Origin of the sequence: Paraburkholderia sp. J10-1 (genome assembly GCF_905220165.1) — a bacterium.
Taxonomy (GTDB): domain Bacteria; phylum Pseudomonadota; class Gammaproteobacteria; order Burkholderiales; family Burkholderiaceae; genus Paraburkholderia.
Genome location: NZ_CAJMYW010000007.1, coordinates 1 through 17,611, shown reverse-complemented (window position 1 = coordinate 17,611; position 17,611 = coordinate 1). Strand labels below are relative to the sequence as shown.

Genomic DNA, 17,611 nt, shown 5'->3' with positions numbered 1-17,611 from the left:
ACGGAGTTGCCGCTTATGTATCCGCTTCCCGTCGATCGCTGGAAACCCGCGAATCGCGCGCTCTACAAGATCTCGTTGCCGATTGCGCTCGTGCTCTGGCTGTTGCCCATGCTCGCGGTGCTCGTCACGTCGATCCGCTCTACAGAAGAATTGCAGCAGGGCGACTATTGGGGCTGGCCGAAGCACTTCGCCCTGCTGGAAAACTACGGCGCGGCGCTCACGCAAACGCCCATGCTCCATTACTTCGCGAACAGCGTGCTGATTACGGTGCCTTCGGTGATCGGCGCCATCGCGCTGGCCTCGATGGCGGGCTTCGCGCTCTCCACGTATCGGTTTCGCGGCAACACGGCGGTGTTGTTCGCCTTCGTCGCGGGTAATTTCGTGCCGATCCAGATCCTCATGATTCCGGTGCGCGACATGGCGCTGCGCGTGGGGCTTTACAACACCGTGTGGGCGCTCATCATTTTTCACGTGTCGTTCCAGACCGGATTTTGCACGCTGTTCCTGCGCAATTTCATCAAGCAGTTGCCGTTCGAGTTGATCGAGGCCGCGCGCGTGGAAGGCGCGAGCGAATGGGCGATCTACTGGCGCATCGTCATGCCGCTCGTGCGGCCCGCGCTCGCGGCACTCGGCATTCTCGTGTTCACGTTCGTCTGGAACGACTACTTCTGGGCGCTGTGTCTCACGCAAGGCGACGACGCCGCGCCGATCACAGTGGGCGTGGCCGCGCTCAAGGGGCAGTGGACCACGGCGTGGAATCTCGTGGCGGCGGGCTCGGTGCTCGCGGCGCTGCCTTCGGTGCTGATGTTCTTCGCCATGCAGAAACATTTTGTCGCGGGGCTTACCTTCGGCGCGAGCAAGGGCTGATCGGGACTTGCCGCAGCCGAAGGCCCTTTTTCATCTAATTCGTTATCCCGACGTTATTCCGAGGCGGATTGTCACTCATGCAAATCGGTGTTTGCTACTACCCCGAACAATGGCCGCGCACGATGTGGGCCGACGACGCGCGCCGCATGGCCGAATTCGGCATCACGCACGTGCGCATTGGCGAATTCGCGTGGAGCCGCATGGAACCGCGCGCGGGCGTGTATGAATGGACCTGGCTCGACGACGCGATCGAAACGCTCGCGGCGCGCGGCCTGAAGATCGTGCTTGGCACGCCCACGGCATCGCCGCCGAAGTGGCTCGTCGATGCGACGCCCGACATGCTTCCCGTGCGCGCGGACGGCACGCCATGGAACTACGGCTCGCGCCGCCACTACGACATTGCGAGCGAGCCGTATCGCGCGCATTGCGTGCGCATTACCGAGGCGATGGCGCAGCGCTACGGCGCGCATCCGGCGGTGGTTGCATGGCAGACCGACAACGAGCTGGGCTGCCACGACACCGTGCCGAGCTGGTCGAACGCCGCACAGCGCCGCTTCCAGACGTGGCTCGCAAAGCGCTACGGCACGATCGAATCGCTCAACGAAGCATGGGGCAACGTGTTCTGGAGCATGGAGTACCCGTCGTTCGAAGCGGTGGGGCTGCCGGTACGCACGCCGACCGACGCCAACCCGGCGCACCATCTGGATTTTCGCCGCTACATGTCCGACGAAGTCGCGAGCTTTCATTGCGAGCAGGCGGAGGTGCTGCGCCGCTACGCGCCGAACGCGGATGTACTGCACAACTTCATGGGCTTTTTCACGACCTTCGATCACTACCGGTTTGCTGCGGACAAGGCCATTGACGTGGCGACGTGGGACAGCTATCCAATCGCGCGTACCGAAGTGATCGGGCTGCCGGAAGCGGAGAAGGCCCGCTATGCACGCACCGCGCACCCCGATGTCTCCTCGTTCGACCACGACCGTTACCGCACGATTGGCGGCGGACGCTTCTGGGTGATGGAGCAGCAGGCGGGGCCGGTGAACTGGGCGCCCTGGAATCCGGTGCCGGCGCCTGGCATGGTGCGCCTGTGGGCCTATGAAGCGTTCGCGCACGGCGCCGAACTTGTTTCGTATTTCCGCTGGCGGCAGTGCCCGTATGCGCAGGAACAGATGCATTCGGGCCTCAATCTGCCGAATAACGAGCTGTCTCCGGGCGGCCGCGAGGTGGAGCAGGCCGCGCGCGAGATCGCGGCGAACGATGCGTTGCGCACGCTTGCGCCGGCGGGGCGCGCACAGGTGGCGCTCGTGTTCGACTACGAAACCCAGTGGATGTACGAGATCCAGCGCCACGGCGCGAGCTTCGACTATCAAACGCTCGCGTTCGACTACTACAGCGCGCTGCGCGAACTCGGCCTCGATGTCGAAATCGTCTCGCGGCATGCAGATCTCTCGGCGTACCGGCTCGTGGTGGTGCCGTCGCTGGCGGTGATCGACGACAGCTTCGTCGATCAGATCGAGCGCAGCGACGGCCTCTGGGTGTTCGGGCCGCGCAGCGGTTCGAAGACCGCGCACTTCGCCATTCCCGGCGAATTGCCGCCCGGCGCATTGCAGCGCGTGCTGCCCTTGCAGGTGCTCGAGGCCGAATCGCTGCGGCCAACGCTCGCGCCCGCGCTCACGGTAGGCGGCGTGCAGGGTGCGGCCGTGCATTGGCGGGACCACGTGCGCGCGAACGCAGCTACGCGCATTCAGGCGCAATTCGAAGACGGCTGGCCCGCCTTGCTCTCACATGGGCGCGTGCGTTACGCCGCCGCGTGGTTCACGCGCGAACTGCATCTCGCCATGCTCGACGAAGCTGCGCGCGGCGCGGGCCTCGCAACGCAGCGTTTGCCGGAGGGGATGCGAGTGAGCCGGCGCGGCGGATTATGTTTCGCCTTCAACTTTGGCGAGCAACGGGCGCAGGCTCCGGCCCCCGAAGGGGCACAGTTCGTGCTGGGCGCGCGTGAGCTTGCGCGAGGCGACGTGTGCGCGTGGCGAGAAGGCTAGGCCACGCGAGCGTGTTCCGCGTCGCGCCACGCGCTTCGCGGAACACTGCCGCGCATCAGAACAGATGCCGTATGCCGATGCTTGCGCCCACCGTCGAGCCGGAGACTTCAAAGAGCGCGTTGTTGATCGACAGGCCCGTGTCCATGCGTCCGTGATTGTTCACGTAGCCAAACTGGCCGTAAAGCGTCGTGCGTTTGGAGAGAAAGAACTGCAGGCCGGTCGACGCGAGCAGCGAGTGATTGCTGCCGTCGTTGCCGTCGCGCGTGTACCAGACGCCTGCATCCACGTCGAGGTAGGGCGTGATCATGTAGCTGAACCCGCCGGAGTAGACGCTGTTGTCGAACGACTGCGCAACCTTGTAGAGGGCATACGAAGCGGAGATCGTGAACGAGTTCGGGAAGCGGTAGCTCGCGCCGATCGTGCGGCCCACGAACTCCACGGTGCTCGGCACCGGCGTGGAGGTCGCGCTGCCGCCGGCGTTGCCGCTGTAGAGCGCGCCGGTGAGCGTGAAGCCTGCGATGTGGTAGCGCAGGCTCGCCGAATACTGGCGTCCCGCCTGAAAGTTGCCCGCTGCGCCGCCCATGGCGAACATGCCCATCGCCTGGATGCCGGCGATTTCCGGCGACGTGTAGGTGATCGCGTTGCTGTTGAAGAGGCCGGTCACGTACACGTTGTTCACGTAGCTCACGAGACCGCTGCCGAAGTACGACATGCCGCGCGGGTCTGTCTGGTAAAGCGAGAGGAAGAACGGTGAGTACTGCAAACCGGCCTTGACCGTACCGTAGGGACTTTCCATGCCGACCCACGCCTGACGCCCGAAGAAGTTGCCGTTGGAATTGCTGAACTGGCCGTTCGCGATGCTAATGCCGCTTTCAAGCGCGAACACCGCGCGCATGCCGCCGCCCAGGTCCTCGACGCCGCGCATGCCGAAGTTCGAGCCAGACATGCCGCTGTCCGTGAACGAGAACTGATGACCGGCGTTCTGGCCCGTCAGCATGTTCATCGTGTGGCTCGTGTAGAGAATCGACCCGTCGACGATGCCGTACAGCGTGACGGTGCTCTGCGCGCTCGCGACACCTGCCGCGCCCATCAAACCGGCCGCCGCGAGGCAGCGCACCAGTCGTTTCATGCCGAGGTTGTCGCGTTGTAACATTTCGTCATCCTTAGTGTTATTTATGGATTGAGGTCGATGCTGACACGGTGCTACGGGCGCTTCAGGCAATGCTCCAGGTAAAACCGCACAGAAAATTTCAGGCAACAGGAGGCCGGGGTTCCTGGCGGAACCGCTCGAAATCGGGAAACTGGGAGTACTGCTCGGGGTGCTATTCAGCGTACTGCGCAGCGCACTGCACGCAGTACAGCGCGAAGTGCGGCGCTCTGGCGCGGCGGCCGGGGTCCTGTCGCTCGCGCTGGAGCATCGTGGGCGAGCGCGTGGTCATCGTGGGCTTGCTGCAAGGCATGAGCCGGATTGAATGCGCGTTCACCGATCGTTTCTCCCCAGACGAGAGGTGTGCAACGTGGACGGAATGCAAGGTTCGATGGGGGCTATTTTTGTACGACCGTGCGGAATCTGTCATCCTGGGAGAAACGATCACACTCTGCCCCAAAAACGACGCCCCTTTCCTTGCCTTACCCGGCCGGATTCTCCTCATCCTGAGGCGGCGTGGCTCCGGCGGGCACGCCCAGGATACTGACCTGGAAAACCGGTGTGCCAGCAAGCGATTCGAGGCGTGGGTCTTCGGGGTAGGTCAGTAGCAGCGGAAGGATCACCGAGCCGCCAATCACGGCGCGGCGGCTGTTGTCGGCGGGGCGCAGGCCCCACACGTCCTGATAGACGAGCGGCACCGTCTTGCCGTCGCGCTCCGTGTTGCCGAGATAGAGCATGACGTGGCCGCCAATATAGATGATCGTGCGCATGGGCGCGCCGTGCTGCACGAGCCAGTCGAGGCGTTGCGCGGGCGTGGCGGCCGAAAGATCGGTCATCTCTCCGGCGTTCATCTGCGTGGACGAATGGCGCGGCAGCCACACGCCGAACGCCGCGAAAATGCTCTGCAGTTCGGCCGAGCAGTCGTTGTCGAAGTTCGTGTTGCCCCAGCCGTAGGGGCGGCCAATGAGCGCCTTCATCAACTGCGCGAGATGGCGCGGCGTGGCCGCGAGCGGTGCGGGCACGATGGCGTTGGAATCGAGCGCCGCCGTGCGGATCGCCGCGTGGCCGTTGATGTCGCGCGCCGGCACGAGCACTTCGCCCGGCGTCGCGCCGGAAGCGGGCCGCAGCGGCAGCAGCGTGCCCGCGGGCGCTTCGAAGCGGAACACGCCGCCGTCGTCGCGCAGCGCCGCGGAGGCCACCACCACGACGCCGAGCGAGCGGTGCGCCGCCGCGCGCCACGCCGAAACGAACGCGTTGTCTACGCCCGCCACGCCGTCGCTGCGCACCCAGCCTTGCACGTCCGGCGTCTGCACGTAGCGCCAGGCGCCGTCGGCGCTCGTGCCGAGCACGTAGAGCGGCGTGCCTGGCCGCACGGCGCTCACCTGCAGGTTGTCGAACGGATAGCCTTCGCCCGCAATGCGATGCGAATAGAACGACGGGTCGATGGTGGGCAACTCGCGCACGTACAGCGCGGTCGTGGCGATAGCGCGGCGCGTGGGGTCGAAGCCGCTCGCCTGCTCGAACTGGTTGACGTTGGCGTTGCGCTCGATGGCGTCGATCCACGCCTTCGTGTGCGGCCGGAAATTCATGCCGTAGCCAATGCGCCGGGCTTCCTTGTCCGTGTTGTCGAAGTAGGCGAGGCGGCGCGTTTGCAGGGCGGCGATGTCGCTGCCGCCGTCGCGATACACGCGCTGCTCGACAAACGCGCGATTCCACGGCGAGGGGTCGTTCGGACCCGCACCGAAATAACGCGCGACGAGCGCAGCGAAATGCGCGCGCTGGACGTCTGCGGAAATGAAGGGCTTGTCGTAATCGGCGCTGGCCGGATCGATCCAGCGATCGACGTTCTGGTCGTAATGCTCGATCGGGAAGAGCGTGACCGTGTCGGGCGGGAGCGCCTGCCCGGCCTGATTTTGCGAACCCGGGCCGGTTGCGCACCCCGGCAGCGCGCACGCGGCGGCTATCGCCAGCGCGAGAATGCCCGCACGCGGAGTACGGGCGAAAACGGAAAGGCGAAACGAAGCATCGAGGGTGGAGCGCATGGGCGAGCGGGCGGTTCGACAACCCGTGGATCATACAGGACGCGCCGCGCCCGCCGCCCCCTGCTATCGCCCTCCAATCAAACGATCATTGCTCGATCTGGCGGTTCCAGCGCGAATCCCACTGCGCGCGGTGCTCGTTGATGACGTCCCAGTCCACCACCGTCACCTTCTTCACGAGCTGGTCGAGGTTGCCCAGGCTCTTTTGCATATCGGGCGGCATGGTCGCGTTCTGGTTGGTCGGAATCTGCTTGCCGGCGGCGGCGGCCTTGCTTTGCGCAGGCGCCGAAAGCAGGAACTGCGCGAGCTTTTGCGCGAGTTGCGGGTCCGGATTGTTCTTCACCACGCACAGGTCCACGAGCAGCAGCACGGCGCCTTCCTTCGGGTTGGCGTAGGCCACGGGCAGGCCCTTGTCCTTCAGGTCGCCCACAGCCGTGGGCGTAAGCGGGAAGATGCCGGCTTCGCCGGTCTGGATCATTTCCGAGAGCTTGGCCGAGTTCGGAATGTATTCGACGACGTTCGGGCCCACCGTGCTCCCCCATTTCGTGAAGCCCGGCTCGACGTTGGTTTCGCTGCCGCCCATCAGGCGGTTGATGGCGAGAAAGCCGTGCAGCCCGAACGTGCTGCTCGAAGCCGACTGGAACACCACCTTGCCCTTGTACTTGGGATTGGCGAAGTCGAGCCACGAGGTGGGCGGCGCCCAGCCCTTATCCGCGAACAGCTTCGTGTTGTAGCCAATGCCCGTCATGCCAAGCTGCACGCCCGCGCCCACGTCGCCCTTCATGCGCGCGAACGGATACAGCTCCTTGAGCACGGGCGAGTCGTCGAGCTTCTCGCATACGCCCATGCTCACGGCGCGCGCCATCACGCCGTCGTCGAGAAAGGCGACATGCATCTGCGGGCTGTTGCGGTTGGCCAGAAGCTTCGCGAGCACGTCGGAAGAGGTGCCCGGCACGACCACCACCTTCACGTTGTTGGCCTTTTCGAAGTCGGGCAGGACCTGACTCGTGTAGGCCTTCTCCATCGGGCCGCCGTTCATGCCGATGTAGATCGTCTTCGTTTGCGACCAGGCGCTGGCCGAGAAGCCAACGGCAAAGAGTGCGGCTAGCGAAACCAGTGTGCGTGTGAATTTCATCGTGGGGACTCCTTATTTGATTGGGAGAGCGGCATGAACGGAAGACTGCGTGAAGCGGCCGATAGCGAATGCTTCGATGGGCGTGCTCGTCGCGCCATCGGTCACGAGTTCGGCGAGGACTTCGCCTACGCCCGGCGCCAGCAAAAAGCCGCCGCCGGAAAAGCCGAACGCGTGCAAGAGGCGCGGCGTGGTGTTGCTGAAACCGATGATGGGGTTGCTGTCCGGCGTTTCGCCTTCCACGCCGCTCCACGTGCGAATGAGCAGGGCGTCGCGCAGGCCGGGCAACAGCGCGCAGGCGTCGCGCATGACGGCGCGCGTGGTGGCGGTGGAAGGCTGCGCGTATTCGCCGTCGCCGTGCCCGCGCCCGCCGCCTATCACGCAGTTGCCGCGCTCGACCTGGCGGGCGTAGACGCCGCCGCCATACACGCCGAGGTTGTGCTCGATAAAGCGCGGCAGCGGCTCGGTCACCCACATGTTCGGGTAGATCGGCTTCATCGGCACGGTTTCGCCGAATGCGCCCGCCACCGTATTGGCCCACGCGCCCGACGAGTTGATGAGCCAGTCGGCGCTAATGCGCGCGTCGCCCGCGCGCATCTGGAAGCGCCGGCCGTCGAAGCTCAGGTCGCTGATCGCGGTCTGCTCCTGCACGTGCGCGCCAGCGCGCCGCGCCGCCGCCGCAAAGCCGGGCGAGACGAGACGCGGATTCGCATGGCCGTCGCTCGCGCAGAGCGCGCCGCCGATGGCGGCCTTGCCGAGCCACGGGTAGCGGCGGCGAAACGCGTCGCCGCTCATGACCCGCGACTCCACGCCGAATTCGCGCGCCATGGCTGCCCATGCGTGCAGCGCCTCGAGATCGCTGTCACGGCGCGCGAGGCGCAAATGTCCCGAAACGACGAATTCGCCGTCGATGCCGATCAGTTCGGGCAAGCGGTTCCACACGCGCCGGGCGCGCACCGCGAGCGGCAGTTGCTCGGCGCTGCGGCCGTGCGTGCGCACGCCGCCGTAGTTCACGCCGCTTGCCTGCGCGCCGCAAAAGCGCCGCTCGAACAAGCCGACGCTCACGCCCTTGCGCGCGAGCGCGAGCGCCGCCGATGCGCCGACGAGCCCGCCGCCCGCAATCACAACCTGGAAGTGGCGCGTGTCACTCATCGTGGGCTTCCTCTTCGATGACCTGCACGCCGTCGTCGAACAGCATCGGTGAAATGGGAATTGGCTTGATGGGCGCCTGGCTGCGCAAACGGCCCACTTCGTGCAGCGGCTTGCCGGTTTCGGCGCTCAGGAGCGCCATGGCGGATTCGCCGCACATGCGCCCCTGGCAGCGCCCCATGCCGATGCGCGTGAGCGCCTTCAGGCGATTGACTTCGGTGGCGAGACCGTTGCGGATGCAGCTACGCAGCGTGCCGGCATCGACTTCCTCGCAGCGGCAGACGGTCAGGTCGTCGGGCCAGCTGGCGGCGCAATTGGCCGGAGGCGCGAACGCCTGCTCGATGCCCACGCGAAAGCGCGTAATGCGCTCAAGCCGCTTTTCGAGCGTTGCGGCATCGGGCAAATGTGCGTCATGCTGCGGCGCTTCAATGCCTATGTCTTCGAGCACCGCGAGTGCCGTGCGGCGGCCCGCAAGTTCGGCGGCATCCGCGCCTGCGATACCTGCGCCATCACCAGCGAGATAAACGCCCGGCGCGGAGCTGCGGCCCGCCGCATCGCGTTCGGGCAGCCAGCAGCGGTTGAGGGTGTCGAAGGCGAAGCGGCAGCCCGCGAGATCGGCGAGTTGCGTTTCGGGCCGCAAGCCGTAGCCGAGGCCGACCGCGTCGCAAGCCATGGCCTGCTCTTTCCCGTCGGCCGCGTTCCAGCGGATATATTGCACCGCTTCGTCGCCTTCAATGGCCGCGAGCGAAACGCCGTGCTCCATGCGCACGCCATGCGCCTTGAGCCACGCGACGTAATAAACGCCCTTGGCGAAGGTGCCCGGCTGGTTGAGGAGCTTGGGCGTAGCGGCGGCCTGGCGCGCGAACGGACTCGTGTCGAGCACGGCGGCCACTTGCGCGCCCGCTTTGGCGTATTGGTAGGCAACCAGATAAAGCAGCGGCCCGGTGCCGGCGAATACGGTGCGCCGGCCAATGGCGCAACCCTGCGCCTTCAACGCGACCTGCGCGCCGCCGAGCGTATAAACGCCGGGCAGCGTCCAGCCTGGCAGCGGCACGATGCGGTCGGTCGCGCCGCTCGCGATGATCAGATGCGACCAGGGCACAGTGGCCTCGCGACCCTCGCGCAAGGTATCGAGCCGCCCAGGCTCACACGACCAGGCGAGCGTGTCGGGCCGATACTCGATCTTCGGGAGGAGGTCGGCCATGGCGCGATGAACGGCATCGGCCTTCTTCGCCTCGAAGCCGTAGAGCGCGGCCTTCGTGCGCGAAAAGCCCGCATCGGCAGCGGGCTGGCGATAGATCTGGCCGCCCCAGCGCGCGTTCTCGTCGATCACGGTCGGGCGCAGTCCGGCGGCCACGAGCGTTTGCGCGGCGCGAATGCCAGCGGGTCCCGCACCGACGATGACGATGCGGGGAGGCTTGCGCGTACTCATTGCGCACCTCCTTCGCACACTTCGGTATCCGAACTGATTCGCGTCAATACGCGCATGCCTTCACGCAGCGGCGTGGAGCAGGCGCGCAGGCGCGTGCCGTCCTCGCTGCGTACCCAGCAGTCCTGGCAAGCGCCGATCAGGCAGAAACCCGCGCGCGGTTCTGCGCTGAATTCGCTGCGGCGCACGTGGCGCTGGTGCGTGAGGATCGCGGTGAGCAGCGTATCGCCCGCGAGCGCCTTGACTTCGACGCCGTCTAGAACGAAGGAAACGCTCGCGCGCGCGGTATCGGCAACGCGGACGAACTGGGCAGGGGAAAGCGGCGTGACGGTGCTCATGAAAGATCAGTGGCGCGGCAGCAGGAATCGGAAGAAGCGGGCGGTGTTCAGTGCTGCCCGATCAGAATGCGGTTGAGCCCGTACACACGGTCGAGCAGGAACATCGCGCCGGCCGTGATGAAAATGACGAGCGCGGATACGGAGGCCATCATCGGGTCGATCGACTCGGTCGCATACATGTACATGCGCACGGGCAGCGTGACGGTTTGCGGCGAGGTCACGAAGATAGACATCGTCAGTTCATCGAAGCTGTTGATGAACGCGAGTAGCCAGCCGCCCGTAATGCCGGGCACGATCATCGGCAGCGTGACGCGGCGGAAGGTGGTCCACGCGTTCGCGCCGAGCGAGGCGGCCGCATGCTCGATGCTGCGGTCGAGGCCGCTCACCGAGGCGAGCACGAGCCGCATGACGAACGGCGTGATGATGATCATGTGCGCGAGGATCAGCCACGCGAACGAGCCGGTTGCGCCAATCAGCGCGAAAAAGCGCAGCAGCGCGATGCCCAGCACGAGCCCCGGAATCACGAGCGGCGACAGCAGCAGCGCGTTGAGAAAGCCGCGGCCCGGAAAGCGCGCGCGGCCAATCGCGAGGCCCGCGGGCAGCGCGACGATGAGCGAGAGCGTGGCCGAGGCAAACGCGAGCTTGAGGCTGTTGAAGAACGCGGTGATGAAGTCGGGGTAGTCGAGAATCGCGCGGAACCAGCGCAGCGAGAAGCCGTGCGTGGGGAGCGTCAAGGTTTCGTCGGGCGTGAAGGCCACGAGAATGACGATGACGAGCGGCGCCAGCACGAACAGAATGACGAAGCTGTGGAACGTGAGAGCGAGCGGTCCGTTTTTGCGCATGATGTTTTTTCCTTAGCCCATGCTGCGCGCGTAGCGCCGTTCGAGCACGCGGTAGTAAGTGAGCATCACCACGAGATTGGCGACGAGCAGCAGCACGGCAATGGTCGCGCCGAGCGGCCAGTTCATCGAACTGAGGAACTGGTCGTACACGGCGGTCGCCGCCACTTTCAGACGCCGGCCGCCCAGCAGGCCCGGAATTGCAAAGGCGCTCGCCGAGAGGCCGAACACCATGAGGCTGCCCGAGAGAATGCCGGGCATGAGTTGCGGCAGCACGATGCGGCGCATGGTGGTAAAGGGCGAGGCCATCAGCGAGAGCGCCGCGTTCTCGGTTTGCGGATCGAGCCTTTGCAGCGCGGTCCACACCGGGATCACCATGAACGGCAGCATCACGTGCACGAGCGCGATGACGATGGCGAACGTCGTGTATTCGAGCTTGAAGGGCCCCGCGCCGAACAGGCCGAAGAACTGGTTCACGAGGCCGTTCATGTTGAGCAGCATGCTCCAGCCGAATGCGCGCACCACCACGGAAACCAGCAGCGGGGCGAGGATCACGAGCAGGAACAGCGAGCGCCACGGGTCGCGCATGCGCGAGAGGATGTACGCCTCGGGCGTGCCGATCACGACGCACAGCAGCGTGGTGAGCGCCGCAATGCCAAACGTGCGCAGGAAGATGGTGTGGAAGTACGACGAGCCCAGCACCTCTACGTAGTTGTGCAGATCGAATGCGGCGATCGGGCCGCTCATCGGATCGAAGCGGTAGAACGTGAGCGCGAGGGTCATCGCGAGCGGCACGAGCACGAGCGCGGCGAACAGCAGCATCGCGGGCGCGCTCATGAGCCAGAGCGGCAGGTAGGCCTGCCAGCCCGCGCGCACAGTGGCGCGCGGCGCGCGTTGTGAAGCGTCAAGCGTGCTAGACACGGGCGCTCTCCTTGTGAATGAAGCGGACCGCGTCGCTATGCCAGTCAATGCCCACCTGCTCGCCTTCGGCCAGCGGCTCCTTGCCCTCGTTCTGGCAGCACACCAGCATCTCTCCTGCACGGCTGTCGAGGCGGTAGAGCCACTGGCTGCCGAGGAAGAAGCGGCTCGTCACACGTCCTGCAAGACGGCCCGAGCCGCTTGCGCACAGCTTGAGCTTTTCGGGGCGGATGCACAGCGTGATCGCGTCGCCCACCCCCACCGCGCGGCCGCGCTCGGGCAGTTGCGCAGTCGACCCCGTTTCCGCGAGTTCGTGGCCGAGGTCCACGCGGATCGTGTCGCCCTCGCGCGCGACGATGCGGCCCGCGAGCATGTTGGCCTTGCCGATGAACTGCGAGACGAAATCATTCTCGGGCCGCTCATACGCGCGATAAGGCGTGTCGACCTGGGTGATGCGGCCGCTTTCCATCACGACCACGCGGTCGCTGATGGAGAGCGCCTCCGATTGATCGTGCGTGACCATCAGCGTGGTCGTGCCGATCTTGCGTTGGATGGCACGCAGTTCGAACTGCATGTCTTCGCGCAGCTTGGCGTCGAGATTGGACATCGGTTCGTCGAGCAGCAGCACGGGCGGCGCGATCACAATGGCGCGCGCGATCGCCACGCGCTGGCGCTGGCCGCCCGAAAGCTCGCGCGGAAAGCGATGCGCGTAAGCGTCGAGGCGCACGAGCGCAAGCGCCTCGCGAATGCGATCCTTGCGCTCGGCTTTGTCCACGCCGCGCATTTCGAGGCCGAAGCTCACGTTCTGCTCCACGCTCATATGCGGAAAGAGCGCGTAGCTCTGGAACACGATGCCGAGGCCGCGCTTGTTTGGCGGCATATGCGTGATGTCGCGCCCGTCGAGCGTGATGCGTCCGCGCGTGGTCTCCACGAAGCCGGCGATCATCTGCAGCGTCGTGGTTTTGCCGCAGCCCGAGGGGCCGAGCAGCGAGACGAACTCGCCTTTTTCCACCGACAAATTGACGCCGGTGACCGCCTGCAGGTCGCCGAACGATTTCGACACATCGGTCAGGGTGAGGAACGACATGGTGTGGCCTTCCAGTGCATGGGTTGCGCCGGCACGCGCTGAGTGAACTGCGGTGCCTGACGTTGAGCCGACTGTAGCTAGCCAAATTTTGGGTCGTCAATTTAAAATTCCATCGGGCGATAGAAATATGTCATATATTCCGTTCTATGGAATGTGATTGCTTGCTAATCTGCAGGCGATTTCATTTGATGAACTTCGGGAAATCCCTGAACCGCCCGCCACAGGCGGAGCACTGTACGGCGGCCCAACGGTTCGAGCGGCATGCGCATTCGTACGAGCATTCCGCGGATATTCCGCTGAATGAAATAAATCGAGGTCGATATGACGGCAGTGGAAGAGAAAAGTGGAACGCCAGCCGACGACGCGCGCGGCGCCGGCGTGTTGCAGCGCGCATTCGCGGTGATCCGCGCCCTGGGCGTGAGCCAGGCGGAAGGCAGCCGTGTCACAGCGCTCGCCAAGGCTGTGGGGCTGACGCAGGCCACCGTGCACCGGCTGCTGCAGGGGCTGATCGCCGAAGGGGTGGTCGAGCAGGACGAGGGCACCAAACGCTATCGGCTGAGCGTGGACTTCTTTGCGCTCGCGGCGCAGGCGGGCAATCCGAGCGGCATGCGCACGCTATGCCGGCCCGCGTTGCTGCGTCTGTGCGCAAGCCTTGGCGACACCATTTTTCTGCTCGTGAAGAGCAGCTTCGACGCGGTTTGCCTCGACATGTGCGAAGGGCCGTTTCCGATCCGCTCGTTCACGGGCGATATCGGCGGGCGCGTGGCGCTCGGCGTGGGCCAGGGCAGTCTTGCGATTCTCGCGTTCCAGCCCGAAGCCGAGCGCGAGGAAATCATTCGCTTCAACGTGCCGCGTCTGCGCAGCTACGGCGTGCTGGACGAGGTGTATTTGCGCACGGAGATCGAGCGTGTGCGCAAGCTCGGCTACGCGGGGCGCAATACCGGCGTGCTGGAGGGCATGGCGGGCGTGGCTGTGCCGATTCTGGACCAGAACGGTTGCGCCGTGGGCGCGCTGAGCGTGGGCACGCTGGCTGCGCGCCTCACTGAAGACCGGTTGCCCACGATCGTCGAACTGCTCAAACGGCAGGCCGAGATCATCGGGCCGCAAACGAACCCGTTCGACGTGGCGGTACGCCGTCCCATGCACGGGCTCACGCGAGCCATGACGACGCAGCCGCTCGCTTGAAAGGCGCCGGTCTGGAATACATCAGATAAAATGGAATCCTAACTAAAGTGCCGGGTCGCCGATCGTTATCGTTAGACGTTCTGCGCGTGCGTAAATGGGCGCAAAAAGTCTGCAGATTGACATGATGCTGCAATGCGAAATCGAGCATTATGATCGGAAGAAAATCTTCCAGGGGGATAATCCAACCGCATACGTCTTGGTTTTGGCGTAAACGGGCAGGGTGCTGTTCGTAGACTGGAGGCGATGTACGAATGGCAGTTCGCCGCCATGGAGTGTAGCGCTCCATGGCAGCGCGAGCAGGTGAACCCGGAAACAAAAATAGAAGTGCTCGAAGTGCCGTCTTGCGCATAGTCGCAAGACCCGGGAGAACAAACGCTTGCCGCGGAGCTGTCACATTGCGTACACGCCGTTGCCATGCCGACTAGAGACGGTTGAGGAGCGTGGGCGCCGGGGGGGAGATAAAGCGCGTGTGTCACCCGCGGCGCTTGCAGACAGAATATATCGGTGATTGATGACGACCATAAACGACCGGACGTTGCCCGTTCTCGAGGCACCGGCTGAGACAGTTGTGCCGGTGCCGGTACGCGCGGCGCCTTCGATCTTTCACGAGCGCTGGTGGCTCGATATCGCCACGCAAGGCAGCTGGAAGCTTGCGGTGGTGAAGCAGAACGACGAGGTCGTCGGCGAGATGCCGTACGCGATGCAGCGCACGCGACTATGGCGTGTCTCGCATCTGCCGCCGCTCACGCGCACGCTCGGTCCGGTAATCAAGTCCGTGACCGGCAGCGAGGCTCGCCAGTTGCATCATGAACTCGACGTCACCGGAAAGCTGATCGAGCAGTTGCCCGACTGCGACAGTTTTTTCCAGGTGCTCGACCCGCGCATTGACGACGCACTTGCGTTCGCGCTGCATGGTTTCACGGTGTCGGCGCGCTACACGTTCCGCATCGACCGCAATACCACGGCGGACGAAGCGTGGAAGCGTTTGAACAGCAAGACGCGCAATGTGATCCGCAGCGCCTCGCGTGAGCTGACCGTCGTGCCGGACCTCACGCCCGGCGAGTTCATTGCGTTCTACGAAGCGAATCTCGCGGCGCGCTCGCGTACCAACGCGTACGGGGACGCGGTCATGCGCGAGCTCGTCAACGCGTTCGTCGAACGCAAGGCCGGGATGCTGCTCGGCGCCTATGGGCCGTGCGGTAAGCTCGTGGCGGCGGTCGGCCTCGTTTGGGACCATCAGACGATGTATTACCTGCTCTCGTCGCGCGCGCAGGACGCGCACAGCGGATCCATCAGCCTGCTGCTGTGGAGCGGCATTGGCCGTGCGCTCGAGCGCAAGCTCACGTTCGACTTCGACGGTTTTTCGAGCCCGTCGACATTCAGCTTCCTCAATGGATTTGGTGCGACGCTCACGCAGCGGCTAGGCGTCGAGCGCCACGGCACGGTTTATTTGCTGATGCGCACGCTCAAGCGGAAGTTCGCGCCAGGCCGGGTTTTCGCCCCCAATCTCTGAGCGGCGACGCGCTAAACGAGTTCGTGCTGCGCAGGGTCGCTTGCGCGGCGGGTCGTGACCTCGGCAAGCTCCAGCGCGTTCGATGCGAAGAGCAACGGTGTCCAGCGCCGGATCGTACTTTGCGCGCCGGCGGCAAAGCGCTCGCGCAGCGCGGGCTCGCCGCCCAGTTCGCCGATACGTTGCGCGAGTGTCGAGACATCGCGCGGTTCGACCACGAAGCCGTTCACGCCGTCTATCACCACTTCGCCAGCCACGCCGCAGGTGCGCGTGACGATGGCAGGACACCCGGCCGCGAACGCTTCGTTCACGCACAACCCCCATTGATCGAATTCGCTCGCTAGTACGACGAATTCCGCGAGGGCATAAAGATTCGGCATTTCCTGATTAGCGAGTGAGTTCAGTATCGTCACATGCGGCGTGAGGCCGAGCGACGCGATGCGCGCACGCAGTTGCGCTTCGAGCGGACCCTGACCCACCAGAACGAGGCCGATATTCTCGTTGTATACGCCGGATTTGCGGTAGGCATCGATCAGCACGTCGACATTCTTGCGGGCCACGAAGCGGCTCACGCACAGCACGTAGCGCTGCGGCAGTCCGAAGCGGGCGCGCACGGCTGCCGGGTTGTCGCTCGCGGCCTGCGCGAGATCCGAAAAATAATCGACATCGATCACGTCGAAGCCAATGCGCGAGCGTTCCTTCGGGATGCCAAGCGATTGTGCGTAGCGGCGATGCTTCTCGCCCGCGACGAGTGCGCCGTCGAAGCGGCTCACGATGAAACGCTTGAGCCGCTCCTTGGTGCGCTGACGCAGTCCGTCGTCGGCCTTCGAGTCAGACATGTAGATGAGCTTGAAGCGCCGCGTGAGATGCCTGAGAAAACAGAGCACCGCCGAATAGCCGGTGTTGTAGCCGAGCGTGATGACCACGTCGGGCATGAAATTGCGTACCTTCGCAATGAGACGCGCGGTGTCGCGCGCGCCGAGGCCGTCGCTGTCTGCGCCGTCTTTCACCAATGTTTCCGCCATTCGCGGGCGGTTCGCAAAGAAGGCGGCACGGCGTTCCTGCGGGAAGCCGTAGACGCCGGAGCGCGCAAAGACCTCGAGAAGCGCCACCTGGTGGCCGCGACCGGAGGCTGCGCTAACGAGCGCCTCGTAGCGAGGGACGTGGTAGTCGCCCAGGTTGCCGATGACGAAGAGAATGCGCATGGACAATGACGGCTCACGGTGGCGCTTGGTTGAGCAGGCAACGCACCGCGACGGTGCCCGGCCAGCATGACATCCCGGGCAGTCGTCCCGACCTGCCGGGCAGCGTTCCCTGCGCCACGCCGCTCGCACTTTCGCGGCGGGGACCCGCAGTCACGCCGTTTGATTCATCGTAACCCGATTGTGAGTCGTTTTTACGCAATGTCGGCGATCAGCGAAAACTTGTCCGATATGGCGGAGGCGATGCAAAGCGAATGAAGACCCACCGGACAATTCTTCCAGGGCATGCGAAAGGCGCGCAACCAGAGTGGCACGCAGCTTGCATAGATCAGATCGTATAAGCCCCTCCTCACGAGCGCAGCACGGATCGTGCCTGGGCCGCACGCGAGGCATGTCAACGGCGGTCGTCACAATTTCCGTCGATTGCGGCAGCAGGATGAAAACTGTCACATCGATTCGTCACAATGACGGTTTCGCATGTTTCGATACATCGGAAGAAGGGAAAGCGCTTAAGGTCACCATCAGATTTTCGGCTTAGTATCGTACAGTTGATCTGTGGCATTTATGCCTTCAATTCGATAACAAACATGTGAGCCGGAATGCAAATCGAATGCTTTGCGTAATGCGTTTCGAGGAAATTGTGCGGTGTTCAACACCGGCCAGGCAGGCCGCGAGGCGCACGAGATTGCAAACCGGGTTTCACCACACTGCGCGGACAATCGAGGAA

Annotated in this window: 14 protein-coding genes; 4 read left to right on the top strand and 10 right to left on the bottom strand. The window is 64.6% G+C overall.

Annotated features, from left to right (window positions below):
• The first annotated feature begins 15 nt into the window (after positions 1-15).
• Both U5A65_RS21725 and U5A65_RS21720 read left to right on the top strand, forming a co-directional pair.
• The gene (locus U5A65_RS21725; RefSeq protein ID WP_321915590.1) at positions 16-867 is read left to right on the top strand and encodes a carbohydrate ABC transporter permease; all 852 of its coding nucleotides are present in this window, start codon (positions 16-18) and stop codon (positions 865-867) included.
• A gap of 77 nt (positions 868-944) precedes the next feature.
• Positions 945-2,909 (top strand): beta-galactosidase, encoded by a 1,965-nt coding sequence (locus tag U5A65_RS21720; RefSeq protein ID WP_321937342.1) that lies wholly within the window; start codon positions 945-947, stop codon positions 2,907-2,909.
• 55 nt (positions 2,910-2,964) lie between these two features.
• On the opposite strand, the gene U5A65_RS21715 is transcribed toward U5A65_RS21720, so the two are convergent.
• The 9 genes from U5A65_RS21715 to U5A65_RS21675 all read right to left on the bottom strand — a co-directional run bounded on the left by U5A65_RS21715 (position 2,965) and on the right by U5A65_RS21675 (position 12,987).
• Positions 2,965-4,062: a porin gene (locus tag U5A65_RS21715; protein WP_415765349.1), complete on the bottom strand. Its 1,098-nt coding sequence runs from the start codon at positions 4,060-4,062 to the stop codon at positions 2,965-2,967.
• 476 nt (positions 4,063-4,538) lie between these two features.
• Positions 4,539-6,098 (bottom strand): SH3 domain-containing protein, encoded by a 1,560-nt coding sequence (locus tag U5A65_RS21710; RefSeq protein ID WP_321947332.1) that lies wholly within the window; start codon positions 6,096-6,098, stop codon positions 4,539-4,541.
• A gap of 85 nt (positions 6,099-6,183) precedes the next feature.
• Complete coding sequence (locus U5A65_RS21705) at positions 6,184-7,230, bottom strand: ABC transporter substrate-binding protein (protein WP_321915593.1); 1,047 nt, start codon at positions 7,228-7,230, stop codon at positions 6,184-6,186.
• A 12-nt stretch (positions 7,231-7,242) separates the two neighbouring features.
• On the bottom strand, positions 7,243-8,379 hold the full coding sequence (locus tag U5A65_RS21700) for an FAD-binding oxidoreductase (RefSeq protein WP_321915594.1): 1,137 nt from the start codon (positions 8,377-8,379) through the stop codon (positions 7,243-7,245).
• Positions 8,372-9,808, bottom strand: a complete 1,437-nt coding sequence (locus U5A65_RS21695; RefSeq protein ID WP_321947330.1) for an NAD(P)/FAD-dependent oxidoreductase — start codon at positions 9,806-9,808, stop codon at positions 8,372-8,374. Before U5A65_RS21695 ends, U5A65_RS21700 begins: the two co-directional genes overlap by 8 nt.
• Positions 9,805-10,143: a (2Fe-2S)-binding protein gene (locus U5A65_RS21690; protein WP_321947328.1), complete on the bottom strand. Its 339-nt coding sequence runs from the start codon at positions 10,141-10,143 to the stop codon at positions 9,805-9,807. The genes U5A65_RS21695 and U5A65_RS21690 overlap by 4 nt, the downstream gene beginning before the upstream one ends.
• A 47-nt stretch (positions 10,144-10,190) precedes the next feature.
• A complete protein-coding gene (locus tag U5A65_RS21685; RefSeq protein WP_321915597.1) occupies positions 10,191-10,985 on the bottom strand; it encodes an ABC transporter permease in 795 nt (264 codons plus the stop codon).
• A gap of 12 nt (positions 10,986-10,997) precedes the next feature.
• A complete protein-coding gene (locus U5A65_RS21680; RefSeq protein ID WP_321915598.1) occupies positions 10,998-11,903 on the bottom strand; it encodes an ABC transporter permease in 906 nt (301 codons plus the stop codon).
• Entirely contained in the window at positions 11,896-12,987 is a 1,092-nt protein-coding gene (locus tag U5A65_RS21675; RefSeq protein WP_321947326.1) for an ABC transporter ATP-binding protein, read from the bottom strand. Before U5A65_RS21675 ends, U5A65_RS21680 begins: the two co-directional genes overlap by 8 nt.
• A 321-nt stretch (positions 12,988-13,308) precedes the next feature.
• On the opposite strand from U5A65_RS21675, the gene U5A65_RS21670 reads away from it, so the two are divergent.
• Both U5A65_RS21670 and U5A65_RS21665 read left to right on the top strand, forming a co-directional pair.
• The gene (locus U5A65_RS21670) at positions 13,309-14,172 is read left to right on the top strand and encodes an IclR family transcriptional regulator (protein ID WP_321915600.1); all 864 of its coding nucleotides are present in this window, start codon (positions 13,309-13,311) and stop codon (positions 14,170-14,172) included.
• A 511-nt stretch (positions 14,173-14,683) separates the two neighbouring features.
• Positions 14,684-15,685 (top strand): GNAT family N-acetyltransferase, encoded by a 1,002-nt coding sequence (locus U5A65_RS21665; protein WP_321915601.1) that lies wholly within the window; start codon positions 14,684-14,686, stop codon positions 15,683-15,685.
• A gap of 11 nt (positions 15,686-15,696) precedes the next feature.
• Here the strand turns inward: U5A65_RS21665 and U5A65_RS21660 are convergent, their stop codons facing one another.
• Positions 15,697-16,887: a glycosyltransferase family 4 protein gene (locus U5A65_RS21660; RefSeq protein ID WP_321915602.1), complete on the bottom strand. Its 1,191-nt coding sequence runs from the start codon at positions 16,885-16,887 to the stop codon at positions 15,697-15,699.
• Between the last annotated feature and the right edge of the window lie 724 nt (positions 16,888-17,611).

Excerpts from the sequence above, each read along its gene's own strand:
- U5A65_RS21725 (WP_321915590.1), top strand. The coding sequence starts at position 16 with ATGTATCCGCTTCCCGTCGATCGCTGGAAACCCGCGAATCGCGCGCTC.
- U5A65_RS21720 (WP_321937342.1), top strand. The coding sequence starts at position 945 with ATGCAAATCGGTGTTTGCTACTACCCCGAACAATGGCCGCGCACGATG.
- U5A65_RS21715 (WP_415765349.1), bottom strand. The coding sequence starts at position 4,062 with ATGTTACAACGCGACAACCTCGGCATGAAACGACTGGTGCGCTGCCTC.
- U5A65_RS21710 (WP_321947332.1), bottom strand. The coding sequence starts at position 6,098 with ATGCGCTCCACCCTCGATGCTTCGTTTCGCCTTTCCGTTTTCGCCCGT.
- U5A65_RS21705 (WP_321915593.1), bottom strand. The coding sequence starts at position 7,230 with ATGAAATTCACACGCACACTGGTTTCGCTAGCCGCACTCTTTGCCGTT.
- U5A65_RS21700 (WP_321915594.1), bottom strand. The coding sequence starts at position 8,379 with ATGAGTGACACGCGCCACTTCCAGGTTGTGATTGCGGGCGGCGGGCTC.
- U5A65_RS21695 (WP_321947330.1), bottom strand. The coding sequence starts at position 9,808 with ATGAGTACGCGCAAGCCTCCCCGCATCGTCATCGTCGGTGCGGGACCC.
- U5A65_RS21690 (WP_321947328.1), bottom strand. The coding sequence starts at position 10,143 with ATGAGCACCGTCACGCCGCTTTCCCCTGCCCAGTTCGTCCGCGTTGCC.
- U5A65_RS21685 (WP_321915597.1), bottom strand. The coding sequence starts at position 10,985 with ATGCGCAAAAACGGACCGCTCGCTCTCACGTTCCACAGCTTCGTCATT.
- U5A65_RS21675 (WP_321947326.1), bottom strand. The coding sequence starts at position 12,987 with ATGTCGTTCCTCACCCTGACCGATGTGTCGAAATCGTTCGGCGACCTG.
- U5A65_RS21670 (WP_321915600.1), top strand. The coding sequence starts at position 13,309 with ATGACGGCAGTGGAAGAGAAAAGTGGAACGCCAGCCGACGACGCGCGC.
- U5A65_RS21665 (WP_321915601.1), top strand. The coding sequence starts at position 14,684 with ATGACGACCATAAACGACCGGACGTTGCCCGTTCTCGAGGCACCGGCT.
- U5A65_RS21660 (WP_321915602.1), bottom strand. The coding sequence starts at position 16,887 with ATGCGCATTCTCTTCGTCATCGGCAACCTGGGCGACTACCACGTCCCT.